The organism is Aquabacter cavernae (assembly GCF_003993795.1).
Classification (GTDB): Bacteria; Pseudomonadota; Alphaproteobacteria; order Rhizobiales; family Xanthobacteraceae; genus Aquabacter; species Aquabacter cavernae.
In genome coordinates, this window is the sequence record NZ_RWKV01000008.1 from 1,253,366 (window position 1) to 1,269,091 (window position 15,726).

General features: G+C 67.3%; 9 protein-coding genes and 1 tRNA gene. 5 read left to right on the forward strand and 5 right to left on the reverse strand.

The window, feature by feature from the left end; all coding sequences use genetic code 11:
• Positions 1-150: 150 nt before the first annotated feature.
• Entirely contained in the window at positions 151-6,651 is a 6,501-nt protein-coding gene (locus EJJ38_RS10435; RefSeq protein ID WP_127089998.1) for an autotransporter outer membrane beta-barrel domain-containing protein, read from the reverse strand.
• Between the two features lie 992 nt (positions 6,652-7,643).
• Between EJJ38_RS10435 and EJJ38_RS10440 the strand changes: the two genes are divergently transcribed.
• Positions 7,644-7,832, forward strand: a complete 189-nt coding sequence (locus tag EJJ38_RS10440; RefSeq protein WP_127089999.1) for a hypothetical protein — start codon at positions 7,644-7,646, stop codon at positions 7,830-7,832.
• 405 nt (positions 7,833-8,237) lie between these two features.
• On the opposite strand, the gene EJJ38_RS10445 is transcribed toward EJJ38_RS10440, so the two are convergent.
• From EJJ38_RS10445 to EJJ38_RS10460, 4 genes are all read right to left on the reverse strand, one after another.
• Positions 8,238-8,329, reverse strand: a tRNA-Ser gene (locus EJJ38_RS10445).
• A 130-nt stretch (positions 8,330-8,459) separates the two neighbouring features.
• Entirely contained in the window at positions 8,460-8,870 is a 411-nt protein-coding gene (locus EJJ38_RS10450) for a DUF6165 family protein (protein WP_245454179.1), read from the reverse strand.
• On the reverse strand, positions 8,867-10,870 hold the full coding sequence (locus EJJ38_RS10455) for a tetratricopeptide repeat protein (RefSeq protein ID WP_164738471.1): 2,004 nt from the start codon (positions 10,868-10,870) through the stop codon (positions 8,867-8,869). Before EJJ38_RS10455 ends, EJJ38_RS10450 begins: the two co-directional genes overlap by 4 nt.
• Before the next feature lie 75 nt (positions 10,871-10,945).
• Positions 10,946-11,671 (reverse strand): glutathione S-transferase N-terminal domain-containing protein, encoded by a 726-nt coding sequence (locus EJJ38_RS10460; RefSeq protein ID WP_127090001.1) that lies wholly within the window; start codon positions 11,669-11,671, stop codon positions 10,946-10,948.
• A 266-nt stretch (positions 11,672-11,937) separates the two neighbouring features.
• Here EJJ38_RS10460 and EJJ38_RS10465 point away from each other — a divergent pair, with 266 nt between their 5' ends.
• The 4 genes from EJJ38_RS10465 to EJJ38_RS10480 all read left to right on the forward strand — a co-directional run bounded on the left by EJJ38_RS10465 (position 11,938) and on the right by EJJ38_RS10480 (position 15,672).
• Positions 11,938-13,056, forward strand: a complete 1,119-nt coding sequence (locus EJJ38_RS10465; RefSeq protein ID WP_127090002.1) for a TRAP transporter substrate-binding protein — start codon at positions 11,938-11,940, stop codon at positions 13,054-13,056.
• Positions 13,057-13,273: 217 nt separating this feature from the next.
• The gene (locus EJJ38_RS10470; RefSeq protein WP_127090003.1) at positions 13,274-13,873 is read left to right on the forward strand and encodes a TRAP transporter small permease subunit; all 600 of its coding nucleotides are present in this window, start codon (positions 13,274-13,276) and stop codon (positions 13,871-13,873) included.
• Positions 13,873-15,201, forward strand: coding sequence for a TRAP transporter large permease (locus tag EJJ38_RS10475; RefSeq protein WP_127090004.1), 1,329 nt, complete (start codon positions 13,873-13,875; stop codon positions 15,199-15,201). The genes EJJ38_RS10470 and EJJ38_RS10475 overlap by 1 nt, the downstream gene beginning before the upstream one ends.
• A 6-nt stretch (positions 15,202-15,207) precedes the next feature.
• Positions 15,208-15,672, forward strand: coding sequence for a DUF488 domain-containing protein (locus EJJ38_RS10480; protein ID WP_127090005.1), 465 nt, complete (start codon positions 15,208-15,210; stop codon positions 15,670-15,672).
• Positions 15,673-15,726 lie beyond the last annotated feature (54 nt).

Consider the following 15,726-nt stretch of genomic DNA (forward strand, 5'->3'; position numbering starts at 1 on the left):
GGACGAACTCCCGGTTGGATTGTTCTTGATGTTTGGGATCCATCCATAGCAGATCAATGTCAAGCTGCCGCCTGTCTCCCGCACACAGCCCCGGGGGTCGCTCCTTGGGGTGCGCCGGCCGAAGGCATGCAGCCTCCGGCCGGCCCCTGATCAGAAGGGGATGGCGAGGCGCGCCGAGGCTTCCTGGGAGAGGAAGTTGTCGGCGATATCCGCCTTGTACTCGGCCCGGATCTCGAAACCCTTCGTGCTGTAGAGCTGAGCACCCGCCGTCAGGTTCAGCAGCGTCTGGGGCATGGCGGATTCGGTCATGAAGCTCATCACCGTCGCGCCGTTGCTCCCCACAAGGCTGGTGGGCACCTGCAGGCCGTCATTGGCGAAGAAGGACACGCCCACCGATGCATAAGGCCGCAGCCATGTGCTCGCGTCGATATTGACCCGGCCGCCAAACTCGATGTTGGGGCTGACGGCCAGGTTCCACGCCTGGGCCGAGCCGAACGCGAGATTCATGGGGCCGAAACCCTGCTCCTCATGGGCGGGCGCATAATTGTAGAGCACGTCCAGGTCGGCATAGGGCCGCACATACCAATCGGCGAAGGCGAACTCGTAGCTGGCCCGGAACCGGGCGGCGCCAGTGATCACCGTGCCACGGCCACTGGAGGTCCACACGGCCGGCCCCACATCCAGCACGCGATCGGTATCGTAGCTTCCCACGCCGAAATGTCCGGCGACGGAGAACAGCCAGGGACCCAGCTGCCGCTTCAGCGAGAGCGCCGTGTCGAAGGCAAGGCCATCGGTGGAGGACAGGTCGTTGCTGTCCGTGAGCCAGGACTGGGTCAGGCCGGCGGTGGCACCGAAGAACCAGCCGTCGATCAGCTCCTTCTGGGCGCCGATGCGATAGGTCACGGCCGTCTGGTCATAGCCGGTCGTGTCACCGGAGGCGGACTGCTGGGTCCAGTTGCCGATGATGCGGGCCCAGGAGCAATCGGTCTCCTGCATCAGCGTGCCGCTGCCCTCGAAGACCGGGCAGCTCAGCGCCGCGTTGAGCGACTTCATGGAGCCGAGGCTCTGGAGGGTCGTGGCGCTCTGCGACTCGCCCGGCGCCACGCTGTCGATGGCGCGGATGAAATCGTCCTGCGAGCTGGAATTCGCCAGCAGGCCGAACAGCACGCCTTGGGTGTCGGTGACGGTGCCGCTGGCCCACACGGCCTGTGCCTCGCGCATGACGCGGTCTTCCGTGGCGGTCATGTCCACGCCGGAGGGCGCGGCGATATTGGCGGAGGGCGTGATGACCACGTCCTTGCCGCCCTTCTGTGCGATCTGCCAGCTGAAGGGGCTGTAGCCGCCGTCTTTCACCTGGGCCTTGGAAACCTCGGCCCTATCGGTCGCGGTGGCGATGGTGAAGCTGCCCGGCTTGAGGCCGCCGACCACATTGGTCTGCACCGTCCCGCTCAATGCGAGATCGCCGGTCACCTTCAGAAGGTCGTTCTGTGCGGAGGTGGTTGCGGTGGCGCTCGAAACGTCCACCAGCAGAGTGCCTTCCCGCGACTGCCTGAAGCGGCCCGTCACCTCGGCGGTGCCGAACGTGCCGACACCGTTGATGTCGAACGTGCCGTTGTTCGTGAAGCTGTTCCCGGCGCCCAGATTCACGATGCCGCTGGCGGACGTGCGGTAGATGCCGCCGGGGCGGTTATCGAACGAGTTCCACTCGCGGCCGCCGCCATAGCTCAGATTGATATCGCCGATCACCGTGCCGTAATTGACCACGGTTTCATTGCCGAACGACCCCAGGATCGCCTTGCCGGAGACGGCACTGACAGTGGAGCCGCGCGAGACCGTGATCTGGTTGTCGTAACCCCCATCGATGCCGATGGCCGCGCCGCCCTCCGAACCGCCGACGATGATGCCGCGCGATTGAATGGTGATGTTCTGGCCGGCATGGGAGGGGTCCAGCGCGCCGTTGAGCGCCTGGAAACCGCTCTGGGCGTAGACGCCAAACGCATTGGCGCCGGTCGCCATGATCGTGGAGTTCGACCCGAGGTCGATCCTGATTTCCCCGCCCGTGCCCGTGGACAGGCTTCGGTTATTGGCCAGCTGGGTGAGCTTTGACTGAAGCGCGGCGAACGTGTCGCTGTCCGCGGCGAGCGCGGTCAGCAGGCTGCGGGCCGTGGAGCCCACTTCCAGGCCGGCCGCCTTGAGCGCGTCTTCCTTCACGTCCAGCAGCCGCGCCCTCTGGGACGCAGACACGTTCTCGGTGGCCGGCGTCCGGATCAGCCAGTCGTCGGATGTCTTGATCGCACCGCTTTTCACAAGAGCGGCCAATGCCGTCTGCGTCCGGTCGATCACATCCGTGCGGACATTCGCCCGGGCATCGACAAAGGTGCCGGCGAAGCCGCCGCCGCCGCCGATGGACTGGGCGAAGATGCCGTGGGCCGCCTTGCCCGTGGTGGAGATGGTGAAGCGGGCATCCTGCGGCATTTCCAGGCCGAAAGTGACCCGGCCACCCCAGCCGTCGGAGCCCCCGACGCCGCCGATCACGGCCGCCGTCTGCCCGGTGGAAACACCCCCGCCGGCATAACCGCCGCCGCCGCCGATGGATTGGGCGAAGACCGCCGAGGCATAGTCGCCCGTGGTGGAGATGACCGCGCCATCGCCCATGCGGATATCGACGGACTTGCCGTTTCCGCGCGCCCCGCCGGACCCGCCGATGAGCGCGGCGCCGACACCGGGGCCGGACAGGACGCCGTCGGAGACGAAGCCGCCGCCGCCGCCGATGGACTGCGCCGCGATGCCGAACGCACTCTTGCCGCTGGTGCTGATCACACCCGTGTTCTGAACCGTCACGGTATCGCCGTCGCCCGTGCCGGGGCCCGCTCCGCCGAGGGACAGGCCATAGGCGGTCACGACGCCGACCTTGCCGCTGGCGATGTCGGTCGCGAGCGCAACCTGGCTGCGGATATCGACACCCATGTCGAGCCTGAGGATTTCAAGGGCGTTCACGCCGAGCGCCTGCTTCAGCAGGTCCACGGTGGTCAGCCAGATGTTCGGATCGTAGCCGTTGACGATGGTCAGGCCACCGCCGCCGCCGACGGACTGCGCGAAGATGCCGTGCGCCTGATTGCCTTCGGTGGCGATGATCCCGCCATTCTTGACGGTCACCTGGCCGCCCACGCCGCCGATGCCGCCTTGGCCACCCGTGTGGGACGACAGCGTCGTGACCAGCGGAGACGCGGCCGCCATCACCGTGGTGAACAGGCTGTCCGCCTGCAGGTCGATGCCCATGGCCGCCGAACCGCCGCCGCCGCCGATGCTCTGCGCCGCGATGCCGAAGGCCGAGGAGCCGCCGGTCGTGATGATGGAGCCCCGCTCGTTCGTGACGGTGACGGTGTTGCCCACGCCGCCCCTGCTGCCGCTGCCGCCCACGGAGGACTTGATGGCGATGATCTGGCCGGCGCTGGTCTCCGCCTTGCCGCCGTCGCCACCGCCGCCGCCGATGGACTGCGCGAAGAGGCCGTGCGAGGTGGCGAGATCCGTGGTGATGGATCCCGCATTGGTGATGGTCACCTCGCCGCCATTGCCGCCCTCGCCCCCGGTTCCGCCCGTGGAGCGGTTGAGCGAGATGGAGACGGGCACATTGGGCTTGGTGGTGAGCATCTTGGACAGCGGCCCGCCGATCAGGGCCCAGTTCTTGATCTGGCCGGTGATCCAGGCCTGCTCGAACAGGCCCCGCTGCTGGAAGGCGTTGTAGAGCGTCGTCTTCAACGAATAGACGAGGGTCTTGCTCGCGGTGGTGAATTCCTGGCTCGACGTGACACTGTCGCCGCCGGACGCGGACAGGCTGGTGCCGCCCGCGCCGCCGCCGCCGCCGATGGACTGGGCGAAGATGCCATAGGCCCCTTCCCCATGGGTGGCGATGGCGCTGCCCGCCGAGGTGGTCACGGTCACGGTGCCGCCGGTATTGCCGGACCCGCCGCTGCCGCCCACCACTTCGTTGTAGGTGACGCTGGAGGCGGCCTTCATGACGGTGTCGCCGCCCTTGCCGCCGCCGCCGCCGATGGATTGGGCGAGAATGCCGGTCGCGCCCAGGGCATGGGTCGCGATCCTGCCGGAATTGGTGACGCTCACCACGCCACCCGTTCCGCCCGAGCCACCCGTGCCGCCCTGAACGCCGTTGAAGCCCAGGCTCTGCGAGACGTTGGCAAGGCCGCCCAGCGTCGCGGCCGCTCCCAGGAGGCCGCTATATTCATAGATGCGGGACACGCCGCCATCACCACCACCGCCGCCGACGCTCATGGCATGCACGCCGATGGCATCGATGCCCTTGGTCTCGATGGAGCCGGTATTCGTCACCTTCACCGTGCCGCCGGAATTCCCCTCGCCGCCGCTGCCCCCCACGCCGATGCGCGCGGACATGGAGAAGCTGCTCGTATTGACGGTGTCCTGCGCCCGCATCCAGGCGCCGCCGCCGGCGCCACCACCACCGCCGATGCTGTAGGCGGTGATGCCGCTGGACATCATTCCATCAAAACCCTCGCCCAGGGTCTGGATGAAACCGTGATTGGTCACGGTCACGTCGCCGCCCTTATTGCCCTTGCCGCCCGAACCGCCGGCGCTCATGGCCTCGGTCACGGTCCCCGGGCTCATGGGGGCGACCATCCAGGCATGGGAATCCGTCGTGCCGCCCGAGCCGCCGCCGCCGCCCACGCTGATGGCGACGATGCCCGACGACGCCCCCTTCTTGGTGACCAAAGCGGCGTCATTCACCACCGTGACGGCACCACCCGTGCTCCCTTCCCCGCCCTTGCCGCCCACGCCGGAGGCGATGGATATGGCGGGCACTTCCGGAACCACGCCCAGGGCGACCGAGACCGCGGTGGCCTGGCCACCATTGCCGCCACCGCCGCCGACGCTGGTCGCGGAAATCGCGGCGGAGCGGAAGCCGTCCGTGGAGACGTTCAGCGCATTATTGACCGTGACCTTGCCGCCGGTCGCGCCGGAGCCGGCATCGCCGCCCACCGCATGGGCGATGGAAACGATGGGGCCGAGATTGAGCGCCGTGGCATTGCCGCCGCTGCCGCCACCGCCGCCCACCGACTGGGCGAGAATGCCGGTGGCATAATCGCCCTTCGTGACGATGGACCCGCGCGCCGCGCCGGCATCCGCCCGGTTGTTGACGGTCACCTCGCCCGCGCCGCCGCCATTGCCGCCGCTGCCGCCCAGCGTCAGCGTGAAGATGATGCCTCCGGCCGTGACCGAGCCACCGCCGCCGCCGCCGCCGCCGATGGACTGAGCCAGGATGCCCACCGCCTTTTCGGCGGTGGTGGTGATGGTTCCGCTGTTGGTGACGGTCACATTCTTGCCCGTGCCGCCCGTGCCGCCGTCGCCGCCTGCGCCGAAGAACAGGATGCCGCCGCTGCCGCCGGAAGCGCCGACCGTGGCGATCACCTTGCCGCCAATGGAGCCCGTCGCCTTTCCGCCGCCCACGCTCTGGGCGAGGATTGCGGTGGCCTCGGCGCCGCCGGTCGTGATGGTTCCGCTGTTGGTGACGGTGACCGTCCCCGCCGTTCCGGTGGCGCCACCCGCGCCGCCCGAGCCCGCCAGCGCGGCGCGCGCACCCAGACCACCCGCTCCGCTGACGGACTGGGCGAGAATGCCGAAGCTGTAATCGCCGCCGGTGGTGATGGCGCCGGTATTGGTGCCGGTCACGTCGCCGCCATTGCCGCCGATGGCGCCGGGCGCCGCGGACGTGAAGGCACCGCCGCCGCCGTTTCCGCCCTTGCCGCCGATGCTCTGCAGCAGCACCGCCGTCGAATTGATACCGGTCGTGGTGATGGCGCCGTGATTGGTGAAGGTCACCACGCCGCCATTGCCGCCATTGGTGGCGTAATAGGTGCTGGTATTGCCGGTGGCGACCCCGCCCGCGCCGCCCAGGGAGGACAGGATGACGGCCGGAGAGTCATTGCCCGCCGTCGTCACCTTGGAACTGCGCTGAAGCAGCGCCTCCACCTTGCCGGCGACGCCGCCGGCCTGCATCTGCGCGCGGTATTCGGTCGTTCCGCCTCGGTCGTCGCCCGCAGGGCCGCCCTCGGACACGAGCTTGATGGCGGGCACGCTATTGCCCACCGCGTTCACCTCCGACAGCAGGGTGAAGGTGACGTTGTCCGCCTTGCCCCCTGCGCCAATTCCCACGGGGGCGAAATTGGCGGCGAGGTAATCGCCAAGGCTAATGCCTTGTGCCTTGTAATATTTTTCCCAGTCGCTGAAGCGCCCCTCGTCGGTGCGGAAGAAGCCATCGACGAAACCGCCGCCGCCCCGTCCGCCCTTGGACAGCAGGGAGATCAGCGGGGTCTCGGTGGTGCTGACGACCCGTCCGCGCACCACCACATCATGAGACGATCCGCCCGAAACCGGCGCTCCGACCGTCACGGTAATGGCGCCGCCATCACCGCCATTGGCGCCCGCAATATTGTTGATCGTGCCCCACTCGCCCGTGCCGCCCCGGCCGCCGGTGGAGGTGATCTTGATGGCCGAGTCCTTCACACCCGTGATGGGCGCGCTGAATGTGCCCGAATAGCCATCGGCCTTCGTCCCGGGGGTCGCCTCCTTCGTATAGAAGGCGAATGAGCTGCCATGCTCCCCGTTCTGCCCCTGCAAAATCTTCTCAAACCCTTGCGACTGGGCCAAAGCCCCGGCGCCGGACATGGTGAAAAGAAACGCAACGCTCGTCCCGCTCATCAGTACGGACGCGATTGAACGGCGAGAGCGAGCGTATTGAACCTGATTTTGCATGATACCCAACTGCCTGAAATGCGCGTTCAGCGACAAAGCCGCCGTCTCGCAAGAAAAAATGCGGAATGGTTGTCCGGCCCCAACGGTAAGTCTAAATTTCTCATCCCTTACAAATATGAGGCGAGGCTTGCGCCAAAATGCGCGACCAAGAGTAGAACTTCTCCGAAGCCACACCAAAAATATGAATCTTAGACGGCATAAGAGCGACCTATACAGATATTCAGAAATTAATTATTTTTCGTATCTCAATGCGTCAATGAAATAAAATGTAATACAAACACGTGCCGCATTTTTTAAAGAAAATGTAAGATAATATACTTCTACGGACACCCGACTGTTCAGCGCCAGGGAGGCGGCATTCCCTCCCACGCAATGGAAGGAAGCGCTCCGGGCACGGCGCTCCACGGGCCCCCTGCCCCCCGGCGATCCGCGGGTCGATCGCATCGCCGCATGTCCACCTGCCGCCGTCCGACCACGGGTGAGGCTGAGCGCGATGATCGGTTTGGTCGGGCGAGCGATCTTGCCGCGCCTCTGGCGGACCGATGGATATGCATCTGACGCAGGATCTGCGCCTGCCACTGGATGCAAGCGCAGTTCCTCAGGCGCCAGGGCAGTGGCGCTGCACCCCGATGCCTTGCGTGCAATCAACCCATGGCCGCCGGAAGCCCAGGTGCGTCTCCCCGCACGAGGCTGTGCACCGGGCATGATTCCGATTTGAAAGGTGGTCGGGAGCCCACACCAGGGCGACATCAGCCGGATGGAAACCAGTTTGTCGGCAGGGCGACCAACACTCGGTTTACGTGTCCGCTTGGTCTTCCCAAATGCTATCAAAGCAGCGCAATTGGAGACGACGTGCCATGACCAGTGGGCTCGACAAGGACGATCTGGACGCTCGCATCGCCATCGCCCGGGATAACCTTCGGCAATTGACGGAGCAGGCGGCGGCCTATTCCGGAGCTGCCGACGAGGAACTGGCCGCTGACCGCATCGCTGCGCAGCAGGCCCTGCTGGACGCGCTCCTGAAGGAGCGGGAGCAACGCGGATAGGCGTGCGCCGCGTGCAGAGGTGGGATCCGGGCGGGTCGGCCTCTTATCCGACAGCCCGGCCCGCGGCGCGACGCGACCGGATGCGGATCGTGCTGGAAACCGGATTGGCCGTGTGAGCGCACCGGCCTGCCTGGCCGCCCCCGGGCACCCCAAGTGGCCGGCGCCCATACCCGGCTGTTGCGTTGTCCCGCCGGCCATCTGACCGCTGACAACCATTCCCCGCGTGCCAGTTGGGCATCCCATCGCCTTCGGGCTGTTTTTTATTCGACCGAGCCACTGGCAGCGCTTGACCGAAAGGCACCTCACGTTGCGGAAGGCTCAAGTCCCGAAGGACCGCAACCGGCACCCGCCAGGCGAGCGGCCATGACCTCGCCTATAAAACCACAACACTATCAATGAATGGAGTGGCGGAGACGGAGGGATTCGAACCCTCGAGACCCTTTTGGGGGTCTGCTCATTTAGCAAACGAGTGCCTTCAGCCTCTCGGCCACGTCTCCATGCCCCCTCCTATGCCGAACCGGAGGCGGCTTTGCAAGTTCGTGTGCAGTTTTCGTGCGAAGCGAATGGGGATGAGGGCCGGGAGAACACCCCGTTCGGCCCCCCAAGCCGCCTCAGGCACGGGTCTTTCTAGCTGCCCGCGTAGGATTTTTCCTCGACGATGGCCGAGCCCACGGAGAGGTTGATCTCCTTCTTGATGGCCGCCCGCCGGTCGTTGGTGACGTAGACCGCCCGCGCCAGCTCGATGAAGCGGGCATCGAATCGCTGCGCCGCCTCCAGCTCGCGAATCTCGTCCTCCACCTGCCACAGCGTCTCGTTGACCACTTTCAGGTCGGCGGCGAGCGCGCTGAGGGCGTCCAGCCCGTGGCGGTCGCGCAGGGCGTTCAGCGCCTCAAGCTCATGCACCACGTTGGCCCGCTTCACGGGGTCCGCGATGCGCTCGGCCTTGATCTCCAGGATGGTGATCTTGTCGATCAGCTCTCCCGCCGCGATGGGCGCCAGGATCTGCAGGATCTCGGGAGCGGAGGCTGCGGCGGTCATGAAAGGTCTCCCCCTGCGGCGTGCGCGCGGGCCGCGACGCGATGGCGGACCATCTCGGCGATGGTGGCGAACACCCCGTCCCAATCGCCCGGCAGCGCCTGGCGCACCAGAGAGAGGGAGGGATAGAAGATGCTGTCGGTGCCCGCGCGGCCCCAGCGCCAGTCGGGCACCGCCCGCAGCGCCACGATGCCCGGGCGCGCCAGCGCGCCGGTGAGATGGGCCATGGACGTGTCCGTGGTCACCACCAGATCCAAATGCTGGAGCAAGGCGGCCGTGTCGAGGAAGGCGCCGTCGGCGTCGAAATCCTCATCCAGCCGCAGCACGCGGGAGCGGAACGGCACGCCGTCCACCTGCTCGGCGCCCGCATTGCGCTGGATGGCCACCAGCTTCACGCCCTCGATGGCCGCCAAAGGCGCGAAGGCGGCGAGCGGGGCGGAGCGGCCCACGTCCAGGTCGCGGCGCGTGCTGCCCTGCCAGGTGATGCCGATGATGAACTCGTCCGCCTCGCGCACATGGCGCCACTGGTTGGCCCGCTCCGGCTCGGCGGCGAGATAGGGCGCGCCCGGCCACAGGGCCGGATCCGCCTCCAGCAGCAGCGGCAGGCTGCCCAGCGGCACCCAGCGCAGGCCGGGATCGGTCTGGTCGATCCCCGACAGATCGGGCACCACATTGATGTCCGGATGCAGCGAGCGCAGCAGCGGCACCAGCGGCGCGCTCACCTGGAAATGCACCGGGAAACCGCGCCCGGCAAGGCGCGGCACGAGGCGGGCGAACTGGATGGCGTCGCCGAAGCCCTGCTCGCCCAGCACCACGAGGGCGGAGGGCGTCTGCGTGCCGTCCCAGCGGGCGAAGGGCAGCGGGCGGTAGGTGGGCGGCACGATGCGCGCGCGCGCCTCATAGCCCGTCCAGCCCTTGGCCCAGCGCCCCAGCGCCAGATCGTCCATGGCCACATGAAAGAGCGCGTCGGGATGGTCGGGGCCGTTGCGCAGGGCCTTGTCCAGAGTGGGGCGGATTTCGCCGATGCGGCCGAGATCGCCCAGGATGTAGCCGCGCGCCACGCCCGCTTCCACGAGGCGCGGGGCGATGGCGAGCGCCGCGTCCACATCCGCAAACGCGCCCTTCGCGTCTCCGGCGGCGCGGCGGGCTTCCGCCCGCTCGAACAAAGCCGTGGCGCGGCGGGGGTCCAGCGTCAGGGCCGCGTCGCACTGGGCGATCGCCTCCTCCAGGCGCTCCTGGCGGCGCAGCACCTGCGCCAGCAGCACGCGCAGGTCCACGCGCACCGGCGCCGTCTCCACCGCCTGCTCCAGCGCCGCGCGGGCGCCGTCATAATCCAGCGTCACCAGCCGCGCCTGGCCGAGAAGGGCCTGCGCATCCACCTGGCCGGGCGCGATGGCGAGCGCCTGCTCGGCGGCGGCGGCGGCACCGGCCGCATCGCCGGCTTCCAGCAGCAGGCCGCCCTTGTTCACCAGATGCAGCGGCATCCAGGGCTGGAGCGCGATCAGCCGGTCGAAATCGGCCATGGCCTCCGCATGGAGCTTGAGATGGGAGAGCGCCACGGCGCGGTTGGCCAGCGCCTCGATGGCGCGCGGGTCCAGCTCCAGCGCGCGGGTATAGCGGGCGGCGGCCTCCTTGAAGCGGCCGAGGCTGGAGAGCGCGTTGCCCGCCTGGAACTGGGCCTCCGCGAAGCCCGGCGCCCGCTGGATCACCTTGTCGAACTGGGTGAGGGCCTTGTCCCCCTGCCCCGCCGCCAGAAGCCCCGCGCCCAGCAGCAGAATGGCATGGGGATCGCTGGGGGTGAGCTGGGCGAGCGCGCGGGCGCTCTGCACCGCCTCCTTGGCGCGGCCCGCCTGGAGCAGGGCCATGGCGAGCATGCGATGCACGTCCGGCACCTGGGGCGCCAGGGCCGCCGCGCGGCGGAACCCTTCGATGGCCGGGTCCACCTGGCCCGCGCGCAGCAAAGCGGCAGCCTCGGCGAGGACGGGACGCGGATCAGCCGACATGGGAACCTTCATCAACGAGAGAGGAACAGGCCCGCCGGCGCTGCGGCGGGCAAGCCGAAAGGAGGGTGCCGACGATCAGGGACGGGCCCGCTGGCCGAACAGGACGGCCTGGGCATCCTTGTCCTTGGCGAGGTCCAGCTTCTGGCGGTCGTCGGAGCTGACCGCAAGGCCGCGCTGCACGCCGGGGCGGGCCAGCATGGTGTCGAGCCAGCGCTTGAAGTGCGGGAATTCCTCGATCTTCTGCCCCTGCCGCTCCCACGACTTCGCCCAGCCGATGCAGGCGATGTCGGCGATGGAGATGTCCCCGGCCAGGAATTCGCGGTCCGCCAGGCGCTTGTTCATCACCCCATAGAGGCGGTGCACCTCATTGGTGTAGCGCTCGATGGCATAGGGGATCTTCTCCGGCGCATAGATGCGGAAATGGTGCGCCTGCCCGGCCATGGGGCCGAGGCCGCTCATCTGCCAGAACAGCCACTCGTCCACCTCCACCCGGCTGCGCGCGTCGGCGGGGTAGAACTTGCCGGTCTTGCGGCCGAGATACTGAAGGATGGCGCCGGATTCGAACACCGAGATGGGCGCGCCGCCCGGACCGTCGGGGTCCACGATGGCGGGCATCTTGTTGTTGGGGGAGATGGCGAGGAATTCCGGCTTGAACTGGTCGCCCTTGCCGATGTTCACCAGCCGGAGCGCGTAAGGCAGGCCGCACTCCTCCAGCATGATGGTGATCTTCCAGCCGTTGGGGGTCGGCCAGTAGTGAAGCTCGATCGGCTGCTGGTCCTGAGCCGAGTGGTCTTGGGCCATATGCCTCTCCCGTTCCGTCCGGCCGGTCCGCGCCGGCGAAGGGCGCTACTGGTATTCCCGCCGCCTTCGGACGGCAAGTCGGTTCCGCCTGCGGTCGTTCCATTGCTGCAACGCACGCGGAACGGGAATTTTTTTCCACATATCAGACGAAAGTCTATTGCCCTATGGGCATGACGTATCGTCTTCTCTTTGGGTCAAGCGGGTGGTGCGCCAACACCTTCGAGCCCTTCAAAAAGACCGGGCCGGCCCGCCAGGGAGGAAATGATATGTCCAGCTCGCACGAGGGTGCGCGCCCGAACCGGCGCGCCTTCATGAAGACTGCGGCGGTTGCCGCAGGCGCCACGGTCATTGCCGCCCCGGCGGTGCACGCCCAGGCGCCCATCAAGCTGAAATTCCAGTCCACCTGGCCCAACAAGGACATCTTCCACGAGTTCGCGGGCGACTTCGTGCGCTATGTGAACACCATGGCCGGCGGGCGCGTGGAGCTGGAACTGCTCGCGGCCGGTGCCGTGGTGCCCGCCTTCCAGGTTCTGGACGCGGTCTCCTCCGGCATCATCGACGGCGGCCACGGCGTGTCGGCCTATTGGTACGGGAAGAACAAGGCCTTCTCCCTGTTCGGCACCGCCCCGGCCTTCGGGTGGGATGCGGACGAACTGCTCGGCTGGGTGCGCTATGGCGGTGGCCAGCAGCTCTATGACGAGCTGACCCAGCAGATCCTGAAGCTCAACGTGGTGGGCATGCTCACCGGCCCCATGCCCTCCCAGCCGCTCGGCTGGTTCAAGGCGGAGATCACCAGCCCCGACCAGCTGAAGGGCATGAAATACCGCACCGTCGGCCTCGGCGCGGACCTGTTCAAGGAGATGGGCGTCGCGGTGACCATCGTGCCCGGCGGCGAGATCGTGCCCGCCATGGACCGTGGCCTGCTGGAAGGGGCGGAGTTCAACAACCCCTCCTCCGACCTCGTGCTCGGCTTCCCCGACGTGTCCAAGGTCTACATGGTCCAGAGCTACCACCAGGCGCTGGAATGCTTCGAGGTCCTGTTCAACAAGACCAAGTTCGAGAGCATGCCCAAGGATGTGCAGGCCATCATCAAGGCCGCGGCGGACGCCGCCTCGTCCGATATGATGTGGAAGGCGCAGGACCGCTATTCCAAGGACCTGGAGGTCATCCGCTCGCGCGGCGTGAAGGTGGTGCAGACCCCCAAGCCCGTGCTGGAAGCCCAGTTGAAGGCCTGGGACAAGGTCATCGCCAATTTGTCCGCCGATCCCTTCTTCAAGAAGGTGGTGGACAGCCAGATGGCCTGGGCCAAGCGCGTGGTGGGCTTCCGCCTCGAATACGAGCCCGACAGCGCCTTCGCCTACAACCACTTCTTCAAGCGGGCCTGAGCGCGACACGCCCGCCCCGCTTTGCGCCTCGACCATGGCCGGGCCTGTCCCGGCCATGTGCGTCAGAGGCGAACTGCCCTTAGGGAATAGCGGCGCGCCCTGCGCGCCGCTGCAACGGCCCGGCGCGTCACCCGCGCGGGCCAGAGGCGGCGATGCCCGGCCTTGCGGCCGGGCTCACGCGGCCCGCCCTTCCGCCACGCACCGTCCAGAGGTTGGGATGCAACGCTTCCTTCTCGCCATCGACCGGCTGAACACCTTCATCGGCAAGCTGTTCGCCTGGGTCATCGTGATCCTCACCGTCGCCATCTGCTACGAGGTGTTCTGCCGCTACGCGCTGCGCGCGCCCACCGCCTGGGCCTATGACGTGTCCTACATCCTGTACGGCACGCTGTTCATGATGGCGGGTGCCTACACCCTCTCGCGCAACGGCCATGTGCGCGGCGACTTCCTCTATCGCAACTGGCCCCCCAAGCGTCAGGCCAGTGTGGACCTGGTGCTCTACTTCCTGTTCTTCTTCCCCGGCATCCTGGCGCTCATCTATTCCGGCTGGGGCTATTTCAAGCTCTCCTGGATGCTCAACGAGCATTCCTCCTTCTCCCCCGACGGGCCTGTGATCTGGCCGTTCAAGGGGCTCATCCCCATCACCGGCGTGCTCATGCTCCTCCAGGGCGTGGTGGAGGTGATCCGCTGCATCATCTGCATCCGCACCGGCGCCTGGCCGGACCGCCTGCATGACGTGGAGGAGATGGAGAAACTCATTCTGGACGAAGCCGCCAACAAGACGGACGCCGAAGCCATCGGCCGGGGGGCCCTGTGATGTTCTTTCTGTCCGATCCCGCCCTCGGCATCCTGATGCTGGTGCTGTTCCTCGTCTTCCTCATGCTGGGTTTTCCCATCGCCTTCACGCTCATGGCGCTGGGCGTGGCCTTCGGCTACATGACGCGCGGCGACACGGTGTTCCAGCTCTTCGTCCAGCGCACCTATTCGGTGATGGCGAACGACGTGCTCATCTCCATCCCGCTCTTCCTGTTCATGGGCTATGTGGTGGAGCGGGCGAACATCCTCGACCGGCTGTTCCGCGCCATCCAGCTCGCGGCGGGCTGGGTGCCCGGCTCGCTGGCGGTGGCCACCCTCATCACCTGCGCCATGTTCGCCACCGCCACGGGCATCGTGGGCGCGGTGGTGACCCTCATGGGCCTGCTCGCCTTCCCCGCCATGCTGCGCGCGGGCTACGACACCAAGATCGCGGCGGGCGTGGTCTGCGCGGGCGGCTGCCTGGGCATCCTCATCCCGCCCAGCGTCATGCTCATCCTCTACGGCGCCACGGCGGGCGTCTCGGTGGTGAAGCTCTATGCCGCCGCCTTCATCCCCGGCCTCATGCTCACCGGCCTCTACATCATCTATGTGGTGGTCCGGGCCATGCTGAACCCGAAGCTCGCCCCCAAGCTGCCGGCGGAACAGCGGGCGGCATCGCTCACCCAGATCATCGTGGCGCTCGCCACCTCCTTCTTCCCGCTGGCGGTGCTCATCGTGGGCGTGCTGGGTGCCATCGTGTTCGGCCTCGCCACGCCCTCGGAAGCGGCGGCGATCGGCGCGGGCGGCGCCATCCTGCTGGCGGTGCTCTACCGCTCCTTCTCCATCACCAAGCTGAAGGAGAGCGTGTTCCTCACGGCCCGCGCCTCGGCCATGGTGTGCTGGCTGTTCGTGGGCTCGGCGGTCTTCTCGGCGGTGTTCGCGCTGCTGGGCGGGCAGCAGGTGGTGGAGAATTTCGTCCTCTCCCTCAATCTCGGGCCCATCGGCTTCCTGCTGCTCACCCAGGCCATCATCTTCGTGCTGGGCTGGCCTTTGGAATGGACGGAGATCATCGTGATCTTCCTGCCCATCTTCCTGCCGTTGCTGGATAATTTCGGCGTGGACCCGATCTTCTTCGGGGTTCTCGTGGCGCTGAACCTCCAGACCTCCTTCCTCTCGCCGCCCGTGGCCATGGCGCCCTTCTACCTGAAGGGCGTCGCGCCCAAGCACATCTCCATCGACGAGATCTTCGCCGGTGTGATGCCCTTCCTCGCCATCGTCATCATCGCCATGATCCTCCTCTATGTGTTCCCCGGCATCGCCCTGTGGCTGCCGAACGCACTTTACGGATGAGGCTCCATGGCGAAGGACCGCACGGCGGGACTGTTCACCGTCGGCTATGAGCAGACCACCCCCGGCGCCTTCCAGCAGAGCCTGGAGCGCGCCGGGGTGGATCTGCTGGTGGATGTGCGCGCCGTGGCGGCCTCGCGCCGCCCCGGCTTCTCCAAGACCGCGCTGGCGGCGGGCGTGTCGGAAAAGGGCATCGCCTATGTCCATCTGCGCGCGCTGGGCACGCCCAAGGAAGGGCGGCTCGCCGCCCGCTCCGGCGACCATGAGGCATTGATGCGCATCTATGAGGCGCATCTGGACACCCCGCCCGCCCGCACCGCGCTGGAAGAACTGGCGGATATCGCCAAGGGCCGGCGCCTCTGCCTCATGTGCTACGAGCGCCATGTGGAAGGCTGCCACCGCCTGCGGCTCGCGCACTTCCTGTGCGAGCGCACCGGCCTTGCGGTGGGCCATCTGGTGCCGGACCCGTTCTGAGGCCAATCGACCTTCAAGCGGTCTGGACGGATTTTCCAAACAAACAGCGTCATG